Genomic DNA, 23,510 nt, shown 5'->3' with positions numbered 1-23,510 from the left:
GGCTCCGGCAGCACCGCCGCCCGCGGCGGCTCCGGGCGCCCGGCCGGCCCGGCGCGCACCCGCGCCGAGCTCGCCGCCCGCGCCGGGACGCACTCCGCCAGCACCTTCAGCGGCCGCTCCCGCCGCGGCGGCCGCTGAGCCCGACCACCCCGGGCGGTTGACGCCCGGGGTGGTGGGCACAGCCGGAGTCGGCCAGAGTTCCGTCGAGCCCTGGACCACCGACTCCGACCAGCGAGGTGCACGATGCGTCTGCCCATCACCCTGTCCGAGATCGGTCCCCGGATCTCGGCCGGCGCTTTCATCCTCAACAGCGGCCTCGGCAAGCGCGGCGCCGACGAGGGCACCGCGGCCGGGCTGCACGGCTTCGCCGCCGGGACCTACCCGTTCCTCAAGAACGTCCCGCCCCAGCAGTTCGCCAAGGGCCTGGCCTACGGCGAGATGGCGATCGGCGGCCTCCTGCTGGCACCGTTCGTGCCCACCGCGGTCGCCGGCGCGGCGCTCACCGCCTTCTCCGGCGGGCTGCTCGGGCTCTACCTGAACACCCCGGGCATGCGGAAGCCGGGCAGCCTGGCCCCCACGCAGGACGGGTTGGCCGTGGCCAAGGACGTGTGGCTGCTCGGCATCGGCGTCGGCCTGCTGACCCGCGGCACGATCGACCGCGAGCCGCGACGGGTCCGCAAGGCCGCCAAGACCCTGGCCAGGGCCAACCGGAAGGCCACCCGCGCCGCGCGCCGGGCCGAGTGACCCCCCGCCGGGGCGCCGTCCCGGCCCGGAGGATCACCCCGGCAGGAACACCTGGCTGACGATCCGCCGCCGGCGGGCGCCGTCGGGTGGCAGCTCGGTGCGCGCGGAGAGGACCGTCCGCAGGTCGGCGACCAGCTCGCCGAACTCCTCGTCGGTGAGCCACAGCGCCACCTGGCGGTAGCCCACGCCGTCGCGGGCGGGGTCGAGCCCCCTGCTGCCAGCCGACGCGGTGTAGCGGTCGAAGTCGGCCAGGAGCGCGGCGACGAAGGTCCCGAACGCCCGGCGGTGCTCCTCGGCGGTCATCGCCGCCGCCTCGTCCCCGCCCACGGACGCCGCCTCGGTCACCAGCCGGTAGCTGCGCTCGGCCGCGCCGCGCACCTTCCGCTCCCCCACCACCGCCAGCACGCCGGCGTCGGCGAGGGTCCCGACGTGCCGGTACAGCGTGGCCGCCGGGACGTCGGCCAGCTCGCCGCGCAGGTCGGTGGTGGTCAGCGTCCGGTTCCCGAGGAACGCCTGGACGATGCGCAGCCGCACCGGGTGGAGCAGCAGGTCCGCGGACGCCATGGCTCACCACCGTTCTCATGTTTGACATTAGTATCGCGATTGAGAATGATAGGCGCATGGCGACGATGACCACCACCCCGCAGACCCTCTCCGTCACCCTCACCCGGAGCGAGAAGCTGCTCGGCCTGCTGCGCGACCTGGAGGTGCCCCGCTCCGCCGTGGCGTCGGTCGAGGTCCTCCCCGACGGCCTCGCCGCCACCCGCGGGCTGCGCGCTCCCGGCCTCGGCCTCCCCGGCATCCGGCACATCGGGACGTGGCGCCGGCGAGGCGGGAAGTCGCTGGTGTCGGTCCGCCGCGGGCAGCCGGCCGTGCTGGTGCGGCTCACCGGCCAGCGGTTCGACACCCTGCTCGTCGGTACCGACGACGCCGCCGCGGTCGCCGGCGACCTGACCGGGGCGCGCTGACCGTGCGGGAGCTCCAGGTGCAGATCCCCGGCCGACCGCCCCTGGCGGGCACGCTCACCCTCCCGGCGACGCCCGGCCCGGCACCGGCGGTGGTGCTGGCGAGCGGGTCGGGTCCGCTCGACCGGGACTCCAACCACCGGCGGGCCCGCTTCGACGTCGCCCGACAGCTGGCGCACGCCCTCGCCGCGGGCGGTCTCGCCTCGCTCCGCTACGACAAGCGGGGCGTCGGCGTCAGCCCGGGCGACTGGCGGACCGCCGGCGTCACCGAGAACGTCGACGACCTCGGCCGCGCGCTCGACGCGCTGGCCGCCCGACCAGAGGTCGACCCGGCACGGCTGCTGCTGGCCGGGCACAGCGAGGGCGCCCTGCTCTGCGCCGCGCTGGCCGCTCGCGGCGCCCGGCGGGCGCGGAGCGACATCGCCGGCGTCGTCCTGCTGTCCGCCAGCGCCACCCGGGGCGACGAGCTGCTGCTCTGGCAGGCGCGGCAGATCACCCCGACGCTGCCGGCCCCCGTGCGCGCGCTGCTCCGCCTGCTGCGCACCGACCTGGAGGCCAAGGTGGCGGCCAACCACGCCCGGATCAGGGCGACGACGACCGACACGGCGTGGGTCGGTGGCGCCCGGCTCAACGCCCGCTGGCTGCGGGAGTTCCTCGCGCTCGACCCGCGCACGGACCTCGAGCGGCTGACCGTCCCGGTGCTCGCGCTGACGGGGGCCAAGGACCTCCAGGTGCCCGCCGGCGACCTCGCGGTGATCGCGGCGACCGTGCCGGGCCCGGTGGAGACCCAGCTCGTGCCCGACCTGACCCACACGCTGCGGCGCCAGCCCGGCCCGCCGTCGCTGCGCGCCTACCGCGCCGAGCTGCTCCAGCCGGTCGACCGCGAGGTGCTCGAGACGGTGGTCGGCTGGTGCCGCCGGGTGTGCTCCGTCGGCTCCTCGGCTGGAAACCCCCTGTGAAGGGGGCTTCCCCGATCTCCTACAAAGTTGCAGTATCTCCGGCGAAGCGGTTCCCGCCGGCCCGGTGATGTGACCGCAGACCTCCCGAGGAGGACCCGTGTCCCATCGCACGCGCTCGACCGCGCCGGTCCGACGGCGCACCGCCGCCCTCGCGCTCGTCGCGGTGGCCGGCCTGCTGGGCGCCTGCGGTGGGGACGACGGCGGGGACACCGGGGCCACGGAGAGCACGACGTCGTCGAGCGCGGCCGAGACCTCGTCGAGCGCGGCGGCGACGTCGGCGCCGGCGGAGTCCGAGGCGGTGACGGTGAACGCGGTCGACTTCTCCTTCGAGCTGTCGGAGGACTCCTACGCCGCCGGCACGTACACCTTCGACGTGACCAACAGCGGCCAGATGCCGCACAACTTCGCCGTGGAGCGGGACGGCGAGACCGTCGCCGCCACCGAGGTCCTCCAGCCCGGCGGCACCGCGACCCTCGAGGCGACCCTCGAGGCGGGCGACTACTTCTTCTACTGCGCCGTCGGCCAGCACCGGGCCAACGGCATGGAGGTCCCCGTCACCGTGACCGCCTGACCGCGGTCCACACCGCCCGGCCCAGCGCCGGCCCCCGACCCCGGGGGGTGGGCGGCGGGACCCCCCGCTCGCCGCCCACCCCCCGGTCGCCCCCCAAGGGTCCTGTCCCGTCACAACCCGTCCCGGGGAGGCCCCGTCCAGAGGCTCGCCGCGAGCCTGCGAGCGGTGAGGAGGACGGGGTCCTTCGTCAGTTCCCGCTGGCGAAGGCGGCGTCGAACGCCGCGGCCGGCGGGTCGAACGCCAGCCGCCGGACGAACTCCAGCGCCTCGGGGGCGCCGAGCAGGCGGTCCATGCCGGCGTCCTCCCACTCCACCGAGATCGGCCCGTCGTAGCCGATGGTGTTGAGCATCCGGAAGCAGGCCTCCCACGGGACGTCGCCGTGGCCGGTGGAGACGAAGTCCCAGCCGCGCCGCGGGTCGGCCCAGGGCAGGTGCGAGCCCATCCGGCCGTTGCGGCCGTTGCCGACCTGCTTCTTCGCGTCCTTGCAGTCGACGTGGTAGATCCGGTCCTTGAAGTCCCAGAGGAAGCCGACCGGGTCGAGGTCCTGCCAGACGAAGTGGCTGGGGTCCCAGTTCAGCCCGAAGGCCTCGCGATGCCCGACCGCCTCGAGGGTGCGGACCGTCGTCCAGTAGTCGTAGGCGATCTCCGAGGGGTGCACCTCGTGCGCGAACCGCACCCCGACCTCGTCGAAGACGTCCAGGATCGGGTTCCAGCGGGCGGCAAAGTCGGCGTAGCCGTCCTCGATCATCGACTCGGGCACCGGCGGGAACATCGCCACGGTCTTCCAGATCTTGCTGCCGGTGAACCCGACGACCGTCTGCACACCCAGCTTCGCCGCGGCGCGGGCGGTCGTCTTCATCTCCTCGGCGGCCCGCTGCCGGACGCCCTCGGGGTCGCCGTCGCCCCACACGCGCGGGTGCACGATGCCGCGGTGCCGCTCGTCGATCGGGTCGTCGCAGACGGCCTGGCCGTTGAGGTGGTTGGAGATGGCGAACACCTGCAGGTCGTGCCGCTTGAGCAGCTCGAGCCGCTCCTGCACGTAGGAGTCGTCGTTCGCGGCCCGCTCGACGTCGAGGTGGTCACCCCAGCAGGCGATCTCCAGGCCGTCGTAGCCCCACTGCGAGGCCAGCCGACACATCTCCTCGAACGGCAGGTCGGCCCACTGGCCGGTGAACAGGGTGACGGGACGGGGCATGCGGGGTCCTCCTCGGTCAGGAGCGGACTCTCCGCGCGGAGAGTCCGGAACGGGTGGGCGGACGTTCGGCGCGGAAGGTCCGGAAACGGGGGTCAGCGGACGCCGAGCAGGTGCTCCATGGCCAGCTGGTCCAGGTGCTCGAAGTGCATGCCACGGCGGGCCATCGCCTCGGGGTCGTGCGCCTCGGCGCGCAGGTCGGCCAGGGACTCCCCCTCCCCGACGGTCGGGACGGCGAGCTGGTCGACCCGGGACGCCGCCAGCGCCTCGGCCACCTCCGGGTCGGCGCGGAAGGCCCGCACCTTGTCCCGCAGGATCAGGTAGTTGCGCATGCAGGCGGCCGCGGTCCCCCAGACGCCGTCGATGTCCTCGGTGCGCGGCGGCTTGTAGTCGAAGTGCAGGTAGCCGTCGTAGGCCCGGCCGGTGCCGGCGCCCTCGAGCACGTCGACGGTCCAGAACGCGCCGCGCAGGTTGCCGGCGCCGAAGCGCAGGTCCTGGTCGAAGCGGGGGCCGTGCTGGCCGTTGAGGTCGACGTGGAACAGCTTGCCGTGCCACAGCGCCTGGCCGATGCCCTGGGCGAAGTTCAGCCCGGCCATCTCCTCGTGCCCGACCTCGGGGTTCAGGCCGACCCGGTCGGGCTCGTCCAGCGCGCCGATGAACGCCAGCGCGTGTCCGACGGTGGGCAGCAGGATGTCCCCGCGCGGCTCGTTCGGCTTGGGCTCGAGGGCGAACCGGATGTCGTAGCCCCGCTCGCGGACGTAGCCGCAGAGGGCGTCCAGCGCCTCCTTGTACCGGTCCAGCGCGGCGGCGACGTCCTTCGACCCACCGGACTCCGCGCCCTCGCGCCCGCCCCACAGCACGTAGGTCTTCGCGCCGAGCTCGGCGGCCAGGTCGAGGTTGCGCAGCACCTTGGCCAGGGCGTACCGGCGGACGTCGCGGTCGTTGGCGGTCAGCCCGCCGTCCTTGAACACCGCGTGGGAGAACAGGTTCGTGGTCGCCATCTCCACGCCCAGCCCGGTCTCGCCCAGCGCGTCGCGGAACCGGGCCAGCTCCTTCTCGCGGGTCGACTCGTCGGGGACCAGGTCGTCGTCGTGGAAGGTGATCGCGGCCGCGCCGAGCTCGGCCAGCCGGTGCACCGCCTCCACCGGGTCCAGCCGCGGCCGGACCGCGCCGCCGAAGACGTCGACGCCCTGCCAGCCGACCGTCCACAGCCCGAAGCTGAAGCGGTCGGCCTTCGTCGGGGTGGGTGTCATGGGGAGATCTCCGTCCAGGTGGAGTTCGCGGCAGCGCTGCGCTCGACGGCGTCGAGCACCCGCTGCACCTGCAGTCCGTCGGCGAAGGACGGCGTGGGGTCCTCGCCCTTGGCGATCGCGGTGACCAGGTCGACCACCTGGTGGGTGAAGCCGTGCTCGTAGCCCAGCCCGTGCCCGGCCGGCCACCAGGCGCCGACGTAGGGGTGCTCGGGCTCGGTCACGATGACCCGGCGGAAACCGGCGGTCTCGGCCGGCTCGTCGCCGTCGAAGAACTCGAGCACGTTCATGTCCTCGAAGTCGAAGGCCAGGCTGCCGGCCGAGCCGTTGACCTCGATCCGGATGGCGTTCTTGCGGCCCAGGGCGAACCGGGTGGCCTCGAAGGTGGCCAGCGCGCCACCGCTGAACCGGCCGAGGAACAGCGCCGCGTCGTCCACGGTCACCGTACCCATCTCCGAGCCGCCCACGCCCGACAGCTTGCCTGTCTCGGCCGGCAGCGGCCGCTCGGTCACGAAGGTCTCCAGCACCGCGCTGACCCCGGTGACCAGCTGCCCGGTGATGTGCTGCGTGAGGTCGACGATGTGCGCGCCGATGTCGCCCAGCGCGCCCGACCCGGCCTTGTCCTTCTCCAGCCGCCAGGACATCGGCGCGGCCGGGTCGGCGATCCAGTCCTGCAGGTACTGCGCGCGGACGTGCCGGAGCTGCCCGAGCCGACCCTCGGCCACCAGCTGCCGGGCCAGCCCGATCGCCGGCACCCGCCGGTAGGTGAAGCCGACCATCGACCGCACGCCACGCGCGGCGGCCCGCTCGGCGGCCTCGGCCATCGCCTCGGCCTCGGCGACGGTGTTGGCCAGGGGCTTCTCGCACAGCACGTGCTTGCCCGCCTCGAGCGCGGCGATGGCGATCTCGGCGTGCGTGTCGCCGGGGGTGCACACGTCGACCAGGTCGACGTCGTCGCGCTCGAGCACCCGGCGCCAGTCGGTCTCGGTGCCGGCCCAGCCCAGCCGCTCGGCGGCCGCGGCGACGCGGGCGGGGTCACGGCCCGCGAGCACCGCCAGCTCGGGCCGGAGCGGGAGGTCGAAGAAGTGGGGGGCGGTGCGCCAGGCCTGCGAGTGCGCGGCGCCCATGAAGGCGTAGCCGATCAGGCCGACGCCGAGGGTGGGGGTCATCCGGAGGGCTCCTCGGGAAGGCGGAGTCGCCGGGTGACGCGAACCGTCACCCGGCGACTCCACGCCGGTCAGGACTCGAAGGCGCGGTCGATGTACTGGTCGACGTTGTCCGCCGTGACGACGGGGGCGTTCAGCACGATCTCGCGCGGGACCTCCGGGGAGACCAGGTCGGAGAGCGACTTGTCCTGCGCGATCAGGCGGGCGAGGCGGATGCCGTCGGCGGCCTGGGTGTGCGGGTAGATGACGGTCGCCTTCAGGACCGAGTCGCCGGACTCGATCTCGCGCATCGCGTTGGCCGAGCCAGCACCGCCGACCATGATGAACTCGCTGCGGCCGGCGTTGTTGATGGCGGCCAGGACGCCGACGCCCTGGTCGTCGTCGTGGTTCCAGAGGGCGTCGATCTGCGGTGCGGCCTGGAGCAGGTTGGCCGCCGCCTCCTCGCCGCCCTCGACGGTGAAGTCGGCCGCGACGCGGTTGGCGACCGTCAGCCCGCACTCGCTGAGCGCGTCGGCGAAGCCCTGGCTGCGGTCCTGGGTCAGCGGCAGCGAGTCGATGCCGGCGATCTCGGCGACGATCGCGTTGGGGTTGTCGCCCACCTGCTCGCAGACGTAGGTGCCGGCCGAGACGCCCATGCCGTAGTTGTCGCCGAGGATGGTGGCGCGCGCGGCGAAGGGGCTGTTGAACTCGCGGTCGACGTTGATGACCGTGATGCCGGCCTCCATCGCCTGCAGCGCGACCGGGGTGAGCGCGGCGCCGTCGAAGGGCAGCAGCACGATGGCGTCGACGCCGTCGTTGATGAACGTCTCGACCTGGCTGATCTGGGTGCCCACGTCGTTGGTGCCCTCGGCGACGGTGAGTTCGACGTCCCCGAACTCCTCGGCCGCGGCGCGCGCGGCCTCGGTGATGCCGGCCATCCAGCCGTGGTCGGCGGCCGGGGCCGAGAAGCCGATGCGGACGGTCTCGCCCTCTTCGTCGTTCGAGCTGGCGACGTTGGTGCCGCCGCCACCGCCGCCCGACTCCTCGGGCGTGTTGCTCGTGCAGCCGGCGATCAGGGCGCCGGCACCCACGAGGGCCACCGCGGTGGACGTCAGACGGCGGTAGGGGCGCTGCCTCGCTGCAGACATGATCTCTCCTCGGGTATCGCCTCCCTGGCGGCTCGGCCAGGTGGTGGTGCGTCGGTGGTGCTCCTCGCGGACCCGCGGCCCGGAGGGGTGGTGCTGATCCGACGGGGACGGCCGGCCGCCCCCGTCCGGGTCAGGTCGGGGGCCGGTCGGTGCTGCCGGGCGGGGTGCCACCGGGCCCACCGGGGATCGAGCCCCCGGAAACGGTGCCGGCGGGCGAGCCCGCGGTGGCCGGCGGTGCGCCGGAGCCACCGCCCCGGCCGAGACGGCCGAGGCTGAAGCTGCCGGTGGCGATCCGCATCTGCAGCAGGACGGCGACGACGATGATGACGCCGCGGGCGACCGCCTGCGCGGAGCTGGACAGGTTGTTCAGCGTGAAGACGTTGCCGAGCGTGGTGAAGATCAGCACGCCCAGGACGGTGCCGACGATCGTGCCGCGGCCGCCGATGAGCAGGGTGCCGCCGATGACCACCGCGGCGATCGCGTCGAGCTCGTAGAGGGTGCCGTGGGTGGAGCTGCCGGTCGTCGTCCGGGCCATGAGCATGACCGCGGCGATGCCGCAGGTGAGGCCGGACAGGACGTAGAGCCACATGGTGTGCCGCTGCACCCGGATGCCGGCCAGCCGGGCGGCCTCGGCGTTGCCGCCGACGGCGAAGGTGCGCCGGCCGAACGTCGTCCGGTTGAGCAGGACCCACCCGGCGATCGCGACCAGCGCGAAGATGATCACCAGCGTCGGGATGCCGAGGACGTCGCTGGAGAAGAACGCGAGGAAGTCGCGGTCCTGGACGATCTGGGTGCGCCGGTTGGCGATGATCTCCGCCAGACCGCGGGCCGCGGCCAGCATGGCCAGCGTCGCGATGAAGGCGACGAGCTTGCCGTAGGCGATGACGATGCCGTTGACCAGGCCCGCACCGGCGCCCACGGCCAGCGCCGTGAAGACCATGACGATCCAGTGGAAGTCCTCAGCCATCGCCTGGGTGGCCAGCGTCGTGGCCCAGACCGAGGAGAGGGCGACCAGCGCGCCGACCGACAGGTCGATGCCCCCACCGATGATCACGAACGTCATCCCGATGCTGACCACGCCGATGACGGATGCCTGCCGCAGGATCGTCAGGACGTTGTCGACGTCGAGGAACTGCTCGGGGGCGGTGATCGCGCCGACGATGCAGAGGATCGCGAGGGCGATGACCAGGCCGAGGTTGCGGCCGACGGGGCCGGAGAGGAAGCTGCCCTTCCCGCTGCCCGACGAGTTCCGCGCAGCGACGGCGCTCCCCTCCGTCTCGGTCGCGCTGGTGCTCATGCCACGTCCCCTTCGTGCTGCGTCGCGATCGGTGCACCCGCGTGCGGAGTGCCTTCCATGATCAGGTCGAGCACCCGGTGCTCGTCGAGGTCGTCGGCTGGGGCCTCGGCGACGACCCGGCCGTCGGCGACCACGAGGACGCGGTCGGCCAGCCCGAGCACCTCCGGGATCTCGCTGGAGACCATCAGCACGGCCACCCCCCGGTCGGCGAGGTCGCGGACCAGCGCGTAGATCTCCGAGCGGGCGCCGACGTCGACGCCGCGGGTCGGCTCGTCGAGGAGGAGGACCCGGCAGTCGCGCAGCAGCCAGCGGGCCAGCACGACTTTCTGCTGGTTCCCGCCGGACAGCGTCCGCACGATCCGCGTGACGTCGGCCGGGCGGACGTCCAGCGACTCGGTCTGCGCCCGGGCGGCGGCCTTCTCGGCGCCGCCCGACAGGAAGCCGCCCCGGGCGAAGCGGCCGAGGGAGGAGACGGTGATGTTGCGGTAGACCGAGTCGTCCAGCAGCAGCGCCTGGCTCTTGCGCTCCTCCGGGGCGAGGCCCACACCGGCGGCGACCGCGGCTCCGACGTCGCCTGGGCGCAGCCGCTTGCCGGCCAGGCGGACGGTGCCGTCGGTGGGACGACGAGCGCCGTAGATCGTCTCCAGGATCTCCGAGCGACCCGAGCCCACGAGCCCCGCCAGCCCGACGATCTCGCCGGGGCGCATCGTGAGGCTGACTCCCTCGAAGTGGCCGCCCAGACCGAGGCCCTCGACCTCGAGCAGCGGCGCCTCGGTGCCGTGCGGTGCGGCACGGCGCTCCGGGAAGACGTACTCGATCGTCCGTCCGGTCATCAGCGTGATGACCTCACGGGTCGAGGTCTCCCGGGCCGGCAGCCCGGTGGCGACGGTGCGCCCGTCCTTCAGGACGGTGATCCGGTCGCCGATCTCGCGGATCTCCTCGAGCCGGTGGGAGATGTAGACGACGGCGACGTCGTGGGCGCTGAGATCGCGGATGACGCCGAAGAGCCGTTCGACCTCCTCGTTGTCGAGCACGGCCGACGGCTCGTCCATGATGATCAGCTGCGCGTCCTGGGACAGCGCCCGCGCCATGCTGACCATCTGCTGCTGCGCCGCCGACAGCGCGCCGACCTCGGCGGTGGGCCGGATCTCCGGATGGCCGAGGCGGGTCAGCAGTTGCGCGGCGGACCGGCTCGCCGCAGCGGGCCGGGTGATGCCGAACCGGGAGCTCTCCCGGCCCAGGAAGATGTTGTCGGCGACGGTCAGCCCGTTCACCAGGTCCAGCTCCTGGTAGATCGTCGCGATGCCCAGCGACATCGCCGCCTGGGGGTCGGTCAGGCGGACCGGCTCGCCGCGCCAGGTGATCTGGCCGACGTCGGGCTGGTGGGCGCCGGCGAGGACCTTGATGAGCGTCGACTTGCCGGCACCGTTCTGGCCGAGCAGGCAGTGCACCTCGCCGGGACGGACGTCGAGGTCCACCCCGTCCAGCGCGCGGACGCCGGGGAAGGTCTTCACGATGCCGTGCATCTCGAGCAGCGGGGTGGTCACCTCGGGCCTCCGACGGCGGTGGGAGCTGCGCCAACGGCTGCGGCCAGCAGCAGACGCCCAACCGGCACGCCGCCACCTCCGGACTTTTGCTCACCGTTGACCATTAGTCGGTTCAGGCGAGAACCTATGAGCCAGGTCACCCCGGGTCAAGGCCGCACGAGGGAGTTACCGAACCGCAACCTCCAGCGGCCGCGGTCGGACGTCGTCGCGCCGGCTACTGGGCCAGCGCCTGGTGCACCGCGTCCTCGTCGAGGAAGCCCTCGATCGCCATGAGCGCCGCACCCAGCCGGCCCGAGAGGTCGGGGGCGTCGCTGACGGTGATCTCCAGCGTCCGGGCGGCCAGCGGCATCGCGCGGCGGTAGACCGCCTCGCGGATGCCGGCGAGCAGCGGCGCGCCGGCCTGGGCCACGCCGCCGGTCATGACGATGCGGTGCGGGTTGAAGAAGTTGACCAGCGCGGCGAGCACCGTGCCGATGGTCCGGCCGGCGTCGCGCACCAGCTCCAGGGCCGGACCCTCGCCCTGCGCCGCCCGCTCGACGACCTCGCGCGTCGTGCTGACCGGCAGCCCGGCGGCGACGGCGTCACGGAGCAGCGCGCCGCCGCCGGCGATCGCCTCGAGGCAGTTCTCGTTGCCGCACCGGCAGACCACCGTCCGCCCGTCGGGCTGGGCGACGTAGATGTGCCCGATGTCCCCGGCGCTGCCCTGCGCCCCCCGGTACACCCGGCCGTCGACGATGACGCCGCAGCCGATCCCGGTGCCGACCTTGACGACGAGCACATCCTGGACCGACCCGCCGACGCCCATCTCCCCCAGGGCCATGACGTTGACGTCGTTGTCGACGAAGACGGGGCAGTCGTACCGGGCGAAGGCGTCCGGGATCGGGTAGTCGTGCCAGCCCGGCATGATCGGCGGGTGGGACGGCCGGCCACTGGAGAACTCGACCGGCCCGGGCACGCCCACGCCAACGGCGCACACGTCGGCCGGGGCGAGACCGGCCTCGGCGAGCACCTTCTGGGCCAGCCGGTCGACCTCGGCCAGGACCGCCTGCGGCCCCTCCGCGATGTCGATCGGGTGCCCGGCGGTGGCCAGGATCCGCGCCGAGAGATCGGTGACCGCGACGTCGACACTGGTCACGCCCAGGTCGACGGCGAGCACGCAGCCCGCGCGGCTGTTGAAGTGCAGCAGCGTGGGCGGGCGCCCGCCGGTGCTCCACCCCGGACCGCCCTCCTCCAGGAAACCGGCGGCGATCAGCTGGTCCACCCGCGCGCTCACCGTGTTGCGGGACGCGCCGGTGAGCGCCACGAGGTCCGCCCGGCTGCGCGCACGTCCGGTGCGCACGTGGCGCAGCAGCGCGCCGGCCGAGGCAGTTGTGTTCGCCACGTCGCCCATCGTGACACGCTCAGCTGCCCACGCCCCCGAGAACGACGGCGACCTCCTCGAGGAGCGTCCGCACGGTCATGGGCGCACGGTCTCCCCGGCCTCGGCGTGGAGCGCCGTCCGGCGGGTAGTGCGCCAGACTGTGGCCTGCATCGCCCGGGGCCGTGCACGGCCAGGAGACGCCGGAGTGGGAGACTGGAATCATCATGACGACATCACCTGAGACCGCACCCGTCGGCACCACCCGATCCGGCCGGCCTCGTGTCGTCATCGTCGGCTCGGGCTTCGGTGGACTGTTCACCGCCCAGGCGCTGCGGAAGGCCCCCGTCGACGTCACGATCGTGGCCAAGACCAGCCACCACCTGTTCCAGCCGCTGCTCTACCAGGTGGCCACGGGCATCCTGTCCGAGGGCGAGATCGCCCCGGCCACCCGCGAGATCCTGCGCTGGCAGAAGAACGTCCGGGTGGTGCTCGGAGAGGTCACCGACATCGACCTGGCCGCGAGGACGGTCACGTCCTCGATCCTGGGCCGGACCACGGTGCACCCCTACGACGAGCTGATCGTCGCCGCCGGTGCCGGCCAGTCCTACTTCGGCAACGACCGGTTCGCCGAGTTCGCCCCCGGCATGAAGAGCATCGACGACGCCCTGGAGCTGCGCGGGCGCATCTTCGGCGCGTTCGAGCTGGCCGAGCTGGCCACCGACCCGGTCGAGATCGACCGGCTGCTCACCTTCGTCGTCGTCGGCGCCGGCCCCACCGGGGTGGAGATGGCCGGCCAGATCGCCGAGCTGGCCCACCGCACGCTGCGCCGCGACTTCCGCACCATCGACCCCACCCAGGCGCGGGTGATCCTGCTCGACGCCGCGCCGGCCGTGCTGCCCTCCTTCGGGGAGAAGCTCGGCGACGCCGCCCGCCGGCAGCTCAACCGGATCGGCGTGGAGGTCCAGCTGGGCGCGATGGTCACCGAGGTCGACGCCGACGGCCTGGTGGTCAAGGACTCCGACGGGCAGACCCGGCGCATCGCGGCGGCCACCAAGATCTGGGCCGCGGGCGTGCAGGCGTCGCCGCTGGGCCGGATCCTCGGCGAGCAGTCCGGCGCCGAGGTCGACCGCGCCGGCCGGGTCTCCGTGCAGCCCGACCTCACCCTGCCCGGGCACCCCGAGGTGCACGTGGTCGGCGACATGATGAGCCTGGACCGGTTGCCCGGCGTCGCGCAGGTGGCCATCCAGGGCGGCAAGTACGCCGCCGACGCCATCAAGCGCCGGCTGGCCGGCCGCCCCCCGGCCGAGCCCTTCAGGTACTTCGACAAGGGCTCGATGGCGACGATCTCCCGGTTCTCCGCGGTCGCCGACATCGGCAAGCTCAAGTTCGAGGGCTTCATCGCCTGGGTGCTGTGGCTGGTCGTGCACCTGATGTACATCGTCGGGTTCAAGAGCCGCATCACCACCGTGCTGCACTGGATGGTCAGCTTCCTCGGCCGCGGCCGCTCCCAGCGGGTCGCCACCCAGCAGCAGGTCTACGGCCGCCTGGCGCTCGAACACCTCGGCCCGGGGTTCTCCGTCTCCAAGAGCGGCGGCCCCAAGGACGACGCGGCGCCGGCGGAGGACGCGACGGAGCGCCGCTCCGCGTGAGCCCGCCCGCCGCGGCCGGGACTCAGACCGGGTGCCCGAGCGGCGGCACGTGCTCGTCGGGCCGCTCGAGGTGCAGGGGCCGCAGCGGGCGGGTCTCCTCGAAGGAGAGGAAGGCGTCGTAGCGCTCGCCGAGCACGGTGGGGACGTAGTTGCCCCACCGCTCGCGCTCGGGCCGGTAGACGACGCCGATCGCCCGGTGGTCGAGTCGCCGGTCGAGGAACGCCGGGCGCTGCCCGCCCGGTGACCAGACGAGCAGGCAGTCGTGGCCCACCTGCTCGTGCAGCAGCGCCTCCAGGCCGCCGGCCCGGGCCGCGGGCACCGGCATCCGCTCCATCTGCGCGCCCCACGCCGCGCCGGCGATCACCCCGCCGCGGTGGCCGCCGAGCCCGACCAGGACGACGTCCGCGGCGCCGTGCCGCTCGCGCAGCAGCTGGCCGACGTTCACCATCCCCGCGCCGGCCATGTCGGTGGCGCGGGCGTCGCCGACGTGGGTGTTGTGCTCCCACACCACGGCGCCGGCGCCGGTGTGCTCCAAGAGCCGGTCGAGGGTGTCGGCCATGTGTACGTCGCGGACGTTCCACGACTGCGCCGAGCCGGCCACCATCGCCCGGTAGTAGCGCTCCGCGTCGGCGACCACCCCGGCGTTGATCTCCGCGGCGAAGTGCGCCTCGGGGTCGTCGGCGGGCGCCCGCCGGCCGCGCTCCGCGCAGAGGTGCTGCAGCAGCTCGACGACGGTCTGCTCGCAGGTGGTGGGCGCCAAGCGGGTGGCGAAGGCGTACTCGGCGCCGTCCTCACCGAAGGGCTCGAAGCACTGCAGCGCCGCGACCGCCTTGTCCACGTGCTCGGGCTCGTGCTCGCGCAGCCAGCCGACCAGCTCGTGCATGGAGTCCCAGAGGCTGTAGACGTCGAGTCCGTAGAACCCCACCCGCCGGTCCTCCGGCCGGTCGGCGTTCCACCCCCGCAGCCAGCGGCAGAAGTCGACGACCTCGTCGTTGGCCCACATCCACGTCGGCCACCGCTCGTAGGCGTCGAGCGCGGCCCGAGGGTCCTCGTCGGCGCCGGCCCGGAGCTTCACGCTGCGGTTGACCCGGTAGCAGTCGGGCCAGTCGCCCTCGACGGCGACGAACCCGAAGCCGCGCTCCTCCACCAGCCGGCGGGTCAGCGCCGCCCGCCAGGCGTAGTACTCGTGCGTGCCGTGGCTGGCCTCGCCGATGGCCACGATGCGCGCGTCCCCGACCCGCTCGAGCAGCGGGTCGAGGTCGGCGGGGTCGCGCAGCGGGCGGGCGAGCTCGCGGGCGCCGTCGTCCATGGCCCTACTCCGCGCTCCCCGGCTCGGCCATCTGCCGGTGCGCCTTCGACTTCAGCCGGTCCGGGAGCACCGCGTTGGCCGCCCCCTGCACCTTGGTCATCAGCGATCCGGCGACCACCTTGTCCTCGCCCGCCATCAGCGCCTCGAAGCCCTGCTCGGCGACCTGCGCGGGGTCGTCCTTCTTCCCGGCCCCCACCCTGGTGTCCTGCATCTCGGCGCGGTCGAAGAACTCGGTCCCGGTGGGCCCGGGCATCAGCGAGGTGACCGTCACCGCGCTGTCCCGGAGCTCCTCGACCAGCGCCTCGGCGAAGGACTGGAGGAAGGACTTGGAGGCGTTGTAGACGGCCTGGAACGAGCCGGGCATGGTCGAGGCGATCGACGAGGTGATGAGCAGCCGGCCCTCGTTGCGGGCCACCATGTCCCGCAGCACCAGCTTGGCCAGCCGCACCGTCGAGGTGACGTTCAGGTCGATGATCTCGAGCTCCCTCTCGAGCTCGTTCTCGACGAACGGGCCGCCCTGGCCCACCCCGGCGTTGAGCGCGGCCGCCGCGAGGGGGCGGCCGGTCGCCTGCACCGCGGCCCACACCGACTCGACGCCCGCGGGCGTGCGCAGGTCGGCCTGGACCGGCTGCACCGTCGTCCCGCCCAGGCGCAGCTGTTCGGCGGCGGCGGCCAGCTCGGCGTCCTCGGCGTTGACGACGAGGTCGAAGCCGGCGCCGGCGAACTGGCGGGCCAGCTCCAGGCCGATCCCGCTGGAGGCTCCGGTCACGAGGGCGAGGGGACGCGGTTCCGTCATGGGGGCCCCACTACCCGGGCGGCGGCGGGCCGACGCGCGCCGGTCAGGACGCCGGCACGCCCTCGCGCAGCAGCTCCGCGGCCACCGCGCGGGGGTCGCCGGTGCGCGCCCACGTGTCCCGCTGGCGGCTGGCGGAGGTGCCCCGGGCCCAGAGCCGGTCGAGCAGCGTGGCGACGGCGTCCTCCTCGCCGGCGGTCCGCAGGTCGTCGGCGAGCTCGGCCACCAGCCGGTCGACGGCGGCCCGCGAGGGCACCGGCTCGCCGGCCACGGGGTCGAAGAGCTCGCCGCCGAGGCCGTCCTTCGCCGCCCGCCAGCGCGCGGCCCGGAGCAGCTCGGGGCGCGGGTCCGGAACGGGCTCGCCCTGCTCGGCCCGAGCGGCGAGCACCCGCACCAGCGAGCGGACGAGCGCGGCGTGCAGGACGGCGGCGTCGAGGTCGGTGCAGACGTCGGCGAGGCGGAACTCCAGCGTCGGCCAGCGCGACGAGGGCCGCACGTCCCAGTACAGGTGCGAGCCGTCGGCGATCACCCCGCAGCGGACCAGCCCGTCGACGACGGCACGGAACCCCTCGGCACCCCCGAGGAGCTCCGGTGACCCGGCCGTTGGCCAGCGCGACCACCACGGGGTGCGGAAGGAGTCGTAGCCGGTGTCCACGCCGTCGTGGAACGGCGAGCTGCCGGTCATCGCCAGCAGCACCGGCAGGTAGGGCCGGGCGCGGTCCATCACCGCGACCGCCGTCTCCAGGTCGGGGACGCCGACGTGCACGTGGCAGCCGCAGATGTCCTGCTGCTCGGCCAGTGCCGCCCAGCGGTCCACCATCGCCCGGTACCGCGGCGCCGGGGTGAGCCGCTGCTGGCGCCACGACGCGAACGGGTGGGTGGAGGCGGCGAGGACGGCCAGCCCGGCCGCGGACGCCGCCGCCGCGGCCTCGGCCCGGGTGGCGACCAGCTCCGCCCGCAGCTCCCCCAGCGTCGTGCAGACCCCTGTCGACGTCTCCAGCTGGGTCGTGACGATCTCGGCGTGCACGTGCTCCCCGGCGGTGCCCTGCAGGGCGGCGGTGCTGACGACGGCGCTGGGGGTGAGCTCGAGGGTGACAGGGTCGACGAGGTGGAACTCCTCCTCCACACCGACCGTGGCGCCGGCGGGCGGGAGCCGGGGAGCGGCCGGCCCGCTCACGGCTCGGCGAACCAGGCGAAGCCGAGGCCGGGCACCACCAGCCGGCCCTCGACGACCTCCAGCGGACCGTCGCTGCCGTGCACCTGCTCGTAGCTGCCGAAGCCGGTGACGGTGTCCGCGTCCACGGTCCGCGCGTCCGGGGCGAAGTTGGCCAGGCCGACGAAGGTGCCGCTGCGCGGGTGCCGGCGCGACCACGCCAGCACCGCGTCGTCCCCGACGTCCAGCACGACCGGCTCGACGCCGCCGCGCAGCGCCAGCAGCGACCGGCGCGCCGCCCCCAGCTGCCGGATCCGCGCGAAGACGCGGCCCTCCAGCGTGCCCGCGTCGTTGCGGCGGGCGGCGGCGGCCCAGTCCATGGGCGGGCGGTGCATCCAGCGGTTGTCGGGGGCCCGGGCGGGGTCGTCGAGGTAGCCGGTGTCGTTGCGCAGGGCCAGCTCGTCGCCCATGTAGAGCAGCGGGATGCCGCCGTGGGCGTAGGCCACCGAGTAGAGCAGCACCAGCCGCCGGATCCCCCGCTCCAGCGCCTCCTCGTCCCCGTCGGCCAGCGCCGCCTCGATGCCGCACAGCGACGCCGCGGAGCCGGAGACGCGGGCGTCGCCGGTGGCCGGGTTCTCCTGGAACAGCGCGCCGCGGGCGAACGAGCCCGGGAAGCGGCCGGCGTAGAAGTCGTTGAGGAACCGCCGGTGGCCGAACCCGTCGGCGCCGACGGCCGCGGCGTCCTCGTCGGTGATCGCCCAGCCGATGTCGTCGTGCCCGCGCACGTAGGTGACCCAGGTGGCGGTCGGCGGGATGGGCTGCATCCGGCGCAGCGCGGTGCGGGCCAGGCGGGCGTCCTGGGTGGCCAGGCTGCTCCACAGCAGCACCATGAGCTGGTTGTGGTAGGCCAGCTCGCACTCGGGGCGGAACCGGTCGTGCCCGCCGAGGTAGGGCACCAGGTCGTCGGGCGACACGATCGCCTCGGCCTTGAACACCACGCCCGGCGCGGCCAGCCGGGTCAGCGCGTGCAGCAGCTGCAGGAGGCTGTGCCCCTCCGGCTGGTTCTGGCAGCTGGTGCCCAGCCGCTTCCACATGAACGGCACGGCGTCCATGCGGAAGACGTCGACCCCGCGGTTGGCCAGCCAGAGGATCTCGCCGAGCATCGCCAGGGTGACCTCGGGGTTCGAGTAGTCGAGGTCCCACTGGTAGGGCCAGAACGTCGTCCACACCCACCCGCCGGCCCCGCCGCAGGCCTCGGGCACCCAGCTGAACGATCCGGGTGCCCGGTCGGGGAAGACCTCGGGGATCGTCGCGTCGTACGCGTCGGGCATCGTGCGGTCGGGGAAGGCGGTGTAGAAGCCGGCGTACGCGGGGTCGCCGGCCAGCCAGCCGCGGGCCCACTCGTGCTCGCGGGCGGTGTGGTTGAGGACGAGGTCGATGCACAGGCTCATGTCCCGCCCGTGCAGGGCCGCCGCCACCGCCTCGAGGTCGGCCATCGTGCCCAGCCGCGGGTCGACCGCGCGGTAGTCGGCCACCGCATAGCCGCCGTCGTTCTCGCCCTCCCGCGGCTCGAGCAGCGGCATGAGGTGCAGGTACGTGGTGCCGAGCTCGGCGAGGTGGTCCAGGTGCTCGGGCAGCCGGTCGAGCGTGCCGCAGAAGCGGTCGACGTAGCAGACGTAGCCCTGCATCCCGGCCCGCTGGAACCACGCCGGGTCGATCTCGCGGCGCCGGTCCAGCCGGCGCAGCGGCTCCGGCCGCTCCGCCGCGGCGGCGAGGACGAGGCGCAGCGCGCGCTCGAACAGCTCGTCGGCCGCCGCTCCGTACAGGATCGCCAGGGGCTCGTGGACGTCGAACCGCGCCAGGTGGACGCGGGCCAGGAACGCGTCGGCCTCCGCCTCCCCCCGGCTCGCGACCGCCTCCTTCTCGATCCGGGGCCGCAGCCCCGCCCACGCCTGTTCCGCCGCCTCCCGGCGCGCGGCCGCCGAGACCGTCACCGGCCCAGTATCGGGGCGCTGTTCGCCCACGGCATGACCGCCGCCACACCGGCCGCCGGAGGAGTTCACTGGACGTGTAATCGCGTAATCAGGAGGCATGCCATGAGCCTGCTGCCGGACCCGGACACCGAGTCGGTGCTGGACGCCTACTCCCGCATCGTCACCGCCGTCGCCGCCGAGCTCACCCCGCACGTCGCCGCGCTGCAGGTCAGCGCGCCCGGCGGCCGCGGAGGCGCGGGGTCGGCCGTCGTCGTCCGGGACGACGGGCTGCTGCTGACCAACGCCCACGTGGTGGGTCCGGCCCGGTACGGGCGGGCGGTCTTCAGCGACGGCAGCGAGAGCGACGTCGACGTCGTGGGCGCCGACCCGCTGTCGGACCTCGCGGTGGTGCGCGCCCGCACGGAGACCCCGCCGCCGGCGGTGCTCGGCGACGCCGCGGAGCTGCGCGTGGGCCAGCTCGTGGTCGCCGTCGGCAACCCGCTGGGGCTGGCCGGCTCGGTGACCGCCGGGGTGGTCAGCGGGCTGGGCCGGTCGCTGCCGACGCACGACGGCCGGACGGCGCGGGTGGTCGAGGACGTCATCCAGACCGACGCCGCTCTCAACCCCGGCAACTCCGGCGGCGCGCTCGCCGACTCCACCGGCCGGGTGGTCGGGATCAACACCGCCGTCGCCGGCTGGGGCCTGGGGCTGGCCGTTCCGGTCAACGACACGACCCGGCGGATCGTCGCCGCGCTCGTGCGGGACGGGCGGGTGCGGCGGGCCTTCCTCGGACTGGTCAGCACGCCCGCGCCGCTGCCCGCTCCACTCGCCGAGCGCAGCGGCCGCCGGCGGGGGCTGCGGGTGGTCGACGTGGTCGCGGGGTCCCCCGCCGACCGAGCCGGGCTCAAGGCCGGCGACCTCGTGCTCGAGGCCGGCCGGCAGCCGGTGGCCGAGGCGCAGAGCCTGCAGCGGCTGCTGTTCGAGGACGCCATCGGGCGACCGCTGCCGGTGACCGTCTCCCGGCGCGGCGCGATGGTCGACGTCATCACGGTGCCCACCGAGCTCACCGGCGGGTGACCGGCCGGCCGGCGGGTCACCCGGTGGGGATCCCCCGTTGGGGGCAAGCCGTCCGGGCGCGCTGCAGAACGTCACCGTCCCGACCGATGCTGGCCGGGACGAACGGGGGACTCTCATGCACGCGGACCGGCCGGCCGGCACGGCGCTGCTGTCGCTGCTGTACGGCGTCAGCGGCGCGCTGTGCCTCGTCGGTGCCCTGCGACCGCTGACGCCCGAGACGCCGGTCGGGCTGCTGTGGGTGCTCGCCGCCGTCGGCTGCGGGGGCGCGGTCGCGCTCCGGCTGGGCCGGCGCCGCATCACCCCGCGTGCGGTGCACCTCGCGGTGGCGACGATGGCGACGCTCATCGCCGTGCTGGCCTGGCGGTCGGTGACCGCGGTCGGCGTCGTGGGCCTGGGCCCGTCGATGGTGGCGCTGGCGGTCTACGCCGCGCACTACCTGCCGGGCAACGCCGCCCGGGCGCACGGGGTCTACCTGCTGGCGGTCACCACCACGGGCGCGGTCGCCGCCGCGCCGTCCGGGATCGCCCTGCCCTGGCTGACCACCGTGATCACCGTCGCCGCCCTCGTCGAGGCCCAGACCCGGATCTCGGCGACCCTGCACCGGGCCGCGGGCACCGACCCGCTGACCGGGCTGGCCAACCGGCGGGCCTGGGAGGCCGGCGCGGAGCGGAGCCTGGCGCACGCCGCGCGCAGCGAGGAGCCGCTGACCGTGGCGGTCATCGACCTCGACGGCTTCAAGACCATCAACGACGAGGAGGGGCACAGCGCCGGCGACGCGCTGCTGCAGTCGCTGGCCCGGGCGTGGAGCAGCCAGCTGCGCACCGCCGACCTGCTCGGCCGCTACGGCGGCGACGAGTTCGTGCTGTGCCTCCCGTCGGCCGACGCCCGCTCGGCCGCCGAGCTGCTGGTCCGGCTGCGGGAGAGCCATCCGGCGTCGTGGTCGGCCGGCACCGCCACGGCCGGCCCTGGGGACACCCTGGCCGACCTCGTCCTGCGCGCGGACACCGACCTCTACCGGCACAAGCGGCGCGCCGGCCGCCTCACCTGAGCCCACCCACCGGGGCCGTCCGACCCTGTCCCCGCCGTTGCGGCGGGAGCACGGTGGCCGGGTCCGTCCGGGGAGGTCGGGATGGCAGCGATCGTGGTCTGCGGCGGCGGGGTCATCGGCCTGTGCGCGGGGATGATGCTGGCCGAGGACGGGCACGAGGTGACCGTGCTGGAGGCCGATCCGGACGGCGCCCCGCCGACGACGGCCGCCGCCTGGGACTCCTGGAACCGGCACGGCGTGGCGCAGTTCCGCCAGCCGCACAACCTGTTCGCCCGGTTCCGTGCCGTCGCGGACGCCGAGCTGCCGGGCCTGACCGACCGGATGCTCGCCGCCGGCTGCACCTGGGTGGACTACCTGGACCCGCTGCCGCCGTCGATCGAGGACCGCGAACCCCGGCCGGACGACGACCGGATCCGGTTCGTGACCGGCCGGCGCCCGGTCCTCGAGGCGGTCGTCGCGGCGGCCGCCGAGGAGCACCCTCGGCTGACCCTGCGCCGGGGCGTGCGCGTCACCGGCCTCGTCGCCGGGGCCGCGGCTCTGCCCGGCGTCCCCCACGTGGTGGGCGTGCGGACCGCCGGCGGGGAGGAGATCCGCGCCGACCTGGTCGTCGACGCGATGGGACGCCGCACGCCGAACGCCGACTGGCTCGCCGAGCTCGGTGCCCGCCCCGCGCACGTGGAGAGCGAGGACAGCGGTTTCGTCTACTACACCCGGTACTTCACCGGGCCGGAGCTGCCGCGGCGGATCGGCCGGTCGCTGGCCCCCCTCGGCAGCATCTCGCTCCTCACCCTGCCCGGGGACAACGACACCTGGTCGGTGACCGTGTTCGGCCCGACGCGGGACGCCCCGCTCAAGGCGCTGCGCGACCCGGACGTCTTCACCCGCCTGGTGACGGCCTGTCCCCTGCAGGCGCACTGGCTGGACGGGAAGCCGATCACCGACGTGCTGGCGATGGCCGGCATCCTCGACCGCTACCGGCGGATCGTCGTCGACGGCGAGCCGGTCGTCACCGGCTTCGTCCCGATCGGCGACGCGTGGGCGTGCACCAACCCCTCGGCCGGGCGCGGCATCTCGGTCGGGATGGCCCACGCCCAGCAGCTGCGCCTCGCCGCGCGGGACCACCTCCACCGTCCGGCGGAGCTGGTGGGCGCCTTCGACGAGGCCACCGAGCGGGAGGTGACGCCGTTCTTCCGCAACCAGATCGCCGCGGACCGGGCCCGGATCGCCGAGATGGACGCGCTCCGCGCCGGCGAGCCACCACCGCCACCCGACCCCCGGCAGGTCGGCCTGCTGACTGCGGCCATGCACGACGCCGACGTGTTCCGGGGGCTGCTGGAGATCATCACCTGCCTCGCCCAGCCGCAGCAGGTGATGGCCCGCCCCGGCATGGCCGAGCGGGTCGCGCGGTTCGCCGACGCCCCTCCGCCGCCGCCCACGCCCGGCCCGGACCGCGCCGGGCTGCTGGCGCTCCTGGCCGGCTGAGGGTCAGGGGCGGCGCCAGTCGTCGCTGGTCAGGTGCGAGCCGGCCATCGGGCCCATCTGCAGCATCCCGCCGTCCACCGGCCACGAGGCGCCGGTGACGTAGGCGGCCGCCGGCGAGGCGAGGAAGGCGACCACCGCGGCGACCTCCCGGGCGTCGCCGGGGCGGCGCAGCGGGACGCCGGGTCGTTCGTGCCCGGGCGCGGTCGGGTCCTCGTCCTCCTGGCCGGTCATCGGGGTGGCGATCTCGCCGGGCGCGACCGCGTTGACGGTGATCCCGTGCTCGGCGAGCTCGATGGCCGCGACCCGGGTGAGCAGGCCGAGGCCGCCCTTGGCCGCGCAGTACGCCGCGGCGCCGACCCGCGGCTGGTGCTCGTGGACGCTGGTGATGTTGACGATCCGCCCGCCGCGGCCCGCGGCGACCATGCGCCGGGCGGCCCGTTGCAGGCACAGGAACGCGCTGTCGAGGTCGGTGGCGAGCACCTCCCGCCAGGTGGCGTAGTCGGTGGCGAGGACGCTGCTCATGTGCCCGGTGCCGGCGTCGTTGACCAGGACGTCGATCCCGCCGAGGGCCGCGGCGAGGTCGTCGACCACGTCGGCGGCCTCCGGCAGCCGGGTGAGGTCCACGTAGCGGACCTCGGCGCGGCGACCGAGCGCCCGCACCTCCCCGGCCGTCGCCTCGGCGGCCTCCTTCTCCCGGTACCAGGTGATGCCGATGTCGCAGCCGCCCTCGGCCAGCGCGACGGCGGTCGCCCGGCCGATGCCCGACTCGGAGCCGGTGATGATCGCGACCCGGGACCCGCCCTCGCTGTCGGTCATGAGCCGAGGCTAGACAAACGGCCTCCTGCCGC

21 protein-coding genes are annotated in these 23,510 nt (G+C 74.5%); 8 read left to right on the top strand and 13 right to left on the bottom strand.

Features of this window, described 5'->3' with window-relative positions:
• The first annotated feature begins 243 nt into the window (after positions 1 to 243).
• Entirely contained in the window at positions 244 to 744 is a 501-nt protein-coding gene (locus MY526_RS14605; protein WP_436691359.1) for a hypothetical protein, read from the top strand.
• A 33-nt stretch (positions 745 to 777) separates the two neighbouring features.
• Here the strand turns inward: MY526_RS14605 and MY526_RS14600 are convergent, their stop codons facing one another.
• Complete coding sequence (locus tag MY526_RS14600; RefSeq protein ID WP_436704218.1) at positions 778 to 1,308, bottom strand: helix-turn-helix domain-containing protein; 531 nt, start codon at positions 1,306 to 1,308, stop codon at positions 778 to 780.
• Between the two features lie 56 nt (positions 1,309 to 1,364).
• Between MY526_RS14600 and MY526_RS14595 the strand changes: the two genes are divergently transcribed.
• The 3 genes from MY526_RS14595 (at position 1,365) to MY526_RS14585 (ending at position 3,239) form a co-directional block, all read left to right on the top strand.
• Positions 1,365 to 1,712: a hypothetical protein gene (locus tag MY526_RS14595; RefSeq protein ID WP_436691357.1), complete on the top strand. Its 348-nt coding sequence runs from the start codon at positions 1,365 to 1,367 to the stop codon at positions 1,710 to 1,712.
• Positions 1,713 to 1,729: 17 nt separating this feature from the next.
• Positions 1,730 to 2,668, top strand: a complete 939-nt coding sequence (locus tag MY526_RS14590) for an alpha/beta hydrolase family protein (RefSeq protein WP_436704215.1) — start codon at positions 1,730 to 1,732, stop codon at positions 2,666 to 2,668.
• A 97-nt stretch (positions 2,669 to 2,765) separates the two neighbouring features.
• The gene (locus tag MY526_RS14585; RefSeq protein WP_436691355.1) at positions 2,766 to 3,239 is read left to right on the top strand and encodes a cupredoxin domain-containing protein; all 474 of its coding nucleotides are present in this window, start codon (positions 2,766 to 2,768) and stop codon (positions 3,237 to 3,239) included.
• Between the two features lie 187 nt (positions 3,240 to 3,426).
• On the opposite strand, the gene MY526_RS14580 is transcribed toward MY526_RS14585, so the two are convergent.
• From MY526_RS14580 to MY526_RS14550, 7 genes are all read right to left on the bottom strand, one after another.
• A complete protein-coding gene (locus tag MY526_RS14580) occupies positions 3,427 to 4,434 on the bottom strand; it encodes a sugar phosphate isomerase/epimerase family protein (RefSeq protein WP_436691354.1) in 1,008 nt (335 codons plus the stop codon).
• A gap of 92 nt (positions 4,435 to 4,526) precedes the next feature.
• A complete protein-coding gene (gene xylA, locus MY526_RS14575) occupies positions 4,527 to 5,684 on the bottom strand; it encodes a xylose isomerase (protein WP_436691353.1) in 1,158 nt (385 codons plus the stop codon).
• A complete protein-coding gene (locus MY526_RS14570) occupies positions 5,681 to 6,850 on the bottom strand; it encodes a Gfo/Idh/MocA family protein (protein ID WP_436704213.1) in 1,170 nt (389 codons plus the stop codon). The genes xylA and MY526_RS14570 overlap by 4 nt, the downstream gene beginning before the upstream one ends.
• A 68-nt stretch (positions 6,851 to 6,918) precedes the next feature.
• Entirely contained in the window at positions 6,919 to 7,974 is a 1,056-nt protein-coding gene (locus MY526_RS14565) for a substrate-binding domain-containing protein (RefSeq protein WP_436691351.1), read from the bottom strand.
• Between the two features lie 130 nt (positions 7,975 to 8,104).
• Positions 8,105 to 9,271 carry an ABC transporter permease gene (locus tag MY526_RS14560; protein WP_436691350.1) on the bottom strand — a complete coding sequence of 389 codons (1,167 nt, stop codon included), beginning with the start codon at positions 9,269 to 9,271 and terminating at the stop codon, positions 8,105 to 8,107.
• Positions 9,268 to 10,818 (bottom strand): sugar ABC transporter ATP-binding protein, encoded by a 1,551-nt coding sequence (locus MY526_RS14555; protein WP_436691349.1) that lies wholly within the window; start codon positions 10,816 to 10,818, stop codon positions 9,268 to 9,270. The genes MY526_RS14560 and MY526_RS14555 overlap by 4 nt, the downstream gene beginning before the upstream one ends.
• A gap of 214 nt (positions 10,819 to 11,032) precedes the next feature.
• Complete coding sequence (locus MY526_RS14550; RefSeq protein WP_436691348.1) at positions 11,033 to 12,208, bottom strand: ROK family protein; 1,176 nt, start codon at positions 12,206 to 12,208, stop codon at positions 11,033 to 11,035.
• Positions 12,209 to 12,402: 194 nt separating this feature from the next.
• Here MY526_RS14550 and MY526_RS14545 point away from each other — a divergent pair, with 194 nt between their 5' ends.
• Positions 12,403 to 13,827 carry an NAD(P)/FAD-dependent oxidoreductase gene (locus tag MY526_RS14545; RefSeq protein ID WP_436704211.1) on the top strand — a complete coding sequence of 475 codons (1,425 nt, stop codon included), beginning with the start codon at positions 12,403 to 12,405 and terminating at the stop codon, positions 13,825 to 13,827.
• 22 nt (positions 13,828 to 13,849) lie between these two features.
• Here MY526_RS14545 and MY526_RS14540 read toward each other — a convergent pair whose 3' ends face one another.
• The 4 genes from MY526_RS14540 to MY526_RS14525 form a co-directional block, all read right to left on the bottom strand.
• Positions 13,850 to 15,136 carry an erythromycin esterase family protein gene (locus MY526_RS14540; RefSeq protein ID WP_436691346.1) on the bottom strand — a complete coding sequence of 429 codons (1,287 nt, stop codon included), beginning with the start codon at positions 15,134 to 15,136 and terminating at the stop codon, positions 13,850 to 13,852.
• A gap of 4 nt (positions 15,137 to 15,140) precedes the next feature.
• Entirely contained in the window at positions 15,141 to 15,905 is a 765-nt protein-coding gene (locus tag MY526_RS14535) for an SDR family NAD(P)-dependent oxidoreductase (RefSeq protein ID WP_436691345.1), read from the bottom strand.
• A gap of 70 nt (positions 15,906 to 15,975) precedes the next feature.
• Positions 15,976 to 17,106, bottom strand: a complete 1,131-nt coding sequence (locus MY526_RS14530) for a carboxylate-amine ligase (protein WP_436691344.1) — start codon at positions 17,104 to 17,106, stop codon at positions 15,976 to 15,978.
• On the bottom strand, positions 17,103 to 19,076 hold the full coding sequence (locus tag MY526_RS14525) for an alpha-amylase family protein (protein ID WP_436691343.1): 1,974 nt from the start codon (positions 19,074 to 19,076) through the stop codon (positions 17,103 to 17,105). The genes MY526_RS14530 and MY526_RS14525 overlap by 4 nt, the downstream gene beginning before the upstream one ends.
• 102 nt (positions 19,077 to 19,178) lie before the next feature.
• Between MY526_RS14525 and MY526_RS14520 the strand changes: the two genes are divergently transcribed.
• From MY526_RS14520 to MY526_RS14510, 3 genes are all read left to right on the top strand, one after another.
• Positions 19,179 to 20,132 carry a S1C family serine protease gene (locus MY526_RS14520; RefSeq protein ID WP_436691342.1) on the top strand — a complete coding sequence of 318 codons (954 nt, stop codon included), beginning with the start codon at positions 19,179 to 19,181 and terminating at the stop codon, positions 20,130 to 20,132.
• Between the two features lie 115 nt (positions 20,133 to 20,247).
• Positions 20,248 to 21,180, top strand: a complete 933-nt coding sequence (locus MY526_RS14515; RefSeq protein WP_436691341.1) for a GGDEF domain-containing protein — start codon at positions 20,248 to 20,250, stop codon at positions 21,178 to 21,180.
• A gap of 81 nt (positions 21,181 to 21,261) precedes the next feature.
• A complete protein-coding gene (locus MY526_RS14510) occupies positions 21,262 to 22,662 on the top strand; it encodes an FAD-dependent oxidoreductase (RefSeq protein WP_436704209.1) in 1,401 nt (466 codons plus the stop codon).
• A gap of 3 nt (positions 22,663 to 22,665) precedes the next feature.
• On the opposite strand, the gene MY526_RS14505 is transcribed toward MY526_RS14510, so the two are convergent.
• On the bottom strand, positions 22,666 to 23,478 hold the full coding sequence (locus MY526_RS14505; RefSeq protein ID WP_436691339.1) for an SDR family oxidoreductase: 813 nt from the start codon (positions 23,476 to 23,478) through the stop codon (positions 22,666 to 22,668).
• Between the last annotated feature and the right edge of the window lie 32 nt (positions 23,479 to 23,510).

The sequence above is a fragment of the Geodermatophilus sp. CPCC 205761 genome (assembly GCF_051383655.1).
In the GTDB taxonomy this organism is placed as follows: Bacteria; Actinomycetota; Actinomycetes; order Mycobacteriales; family Geodermatophilaceae; genus Geodermatophilus.
Note: the sequence above shows the minus strand (reverse complement) of the source record. Positions and strands in the feature narration are given on the sequence as shown.

What these genes read in the sequence shown, in the direction of transcription:
- MY526_RS14605 (WP_436691359.1), top strand. Translation starts at nt 244, where the DNA reads ATGCGTCTGCCCATCACCCTGTCCGAGATCGGTCCCCGGATCTCGGCC.
- MY526_RS14600 (WP_436704218.1), bottom strand. Translation starts at nt 1,308, where the DNA reads ATGGCGTCCGCGGACCTGCTGCTCCACCCGGTGCGGCTGCGCATCGTC.
- MY526_RS14595 (WP_436691357.1), top strand. Translation starts at nt 1,365, where the DNA reads ATGGCGACGATGACCACCACCCCGCAGACCCTCTCCGTCACCCTCACC.
- MY526_RS14580 (WP_436691354.1), bottom strand. Translation starts at nt 4,434, where the DNA reads ATGCCCCGTCCCGTCACCCTGTTCACCGGCCAGTGGGCCGACCTGCCG.
- xylA (WP_436691353.1), bottom strand. Translation starts at nt 5,684, where the DNA reads ATGACACCCACCCCGACGAAGGCCGACCGCTTCAGCTTCGGGCTGTGG.
- MY526_RS14570 (WP_436704213.1), bottom strand. Translation starts at nt 6,850, where the DNA reads ATGACCCCCACCCTCGGCGTCGGCCTGATCGGCTACGCCTTCATGGGC.
- MY526_RS14565 (WP_436691351.1), bottom strand. Translation starts at nt 7,974, where the DNA reads ATGTCTGCAGCGAGGCAGCGCCCCTACCGCCGTCTGACGTCCACCGCG.
- MY526_RS14560 (WP_436691350.1), bottom strand. Translation starts at nt 9,271, where the DNA reads ATGAGCACCAGCGCGACCGAGACGGAGGGGAGCGCCGTCGCTGCGCGG.
- MY526_RS14550 (WP_436691348.1), bottom strand. Translation starts at nt 12,208, where the DNA reads ATGGGCGACGTGGCGAACACAACTGCCTCGGCCGGCGCGCTGCTGCGC.
- MY526_RS14545 (WP_436704211.1), top strand. Translation starts at nt 12,403, where the DNA reads ATGACGACATCACCTGAGACCGCACCCGTCGGCACCACCCGATCCGGC.
- MY526_RS14540 (WP_436691346.1), bottom strand. Translation starts at nt 15,136, where the DNA reads ATGGACGACGGCGCCCGCGAGCTCGCCCGCCCGCTGCGCGACCCCGCC.
- MY526_RS14520 (WP_436691342.1), top strand. Translation starts at nt 19,179, where the DNA reads ATGAGCCTGCTGCCGGACCCGGACACCGAGTCGGTGCTGGACGCCTAC.
- MY526_RS14515 (WP_436691341.1), top strand. Translation starts at nt 20,248, where the DNA reads ATGCACGCGGACCGGCCGGCCGGCACGGCGCTGCTGTCGCTGCTGTAC.
- MY526_RS14510 (WP_436704209.1), top strand. Translation starts at nt 21,262, where the DNA reads ATGGCAGCGATCGTGGTCTGCGGCGGCGGGGTCATCGGCCTGTGCGCG.
- MY526_RS14505 (WP_436691339.1), bottom strand. Translation starts at nt 23,478, where the DNA reads ATGACCGACAGCGAGGGCGGGTCCCGGGTCGCGATCATCACCGGCTCC.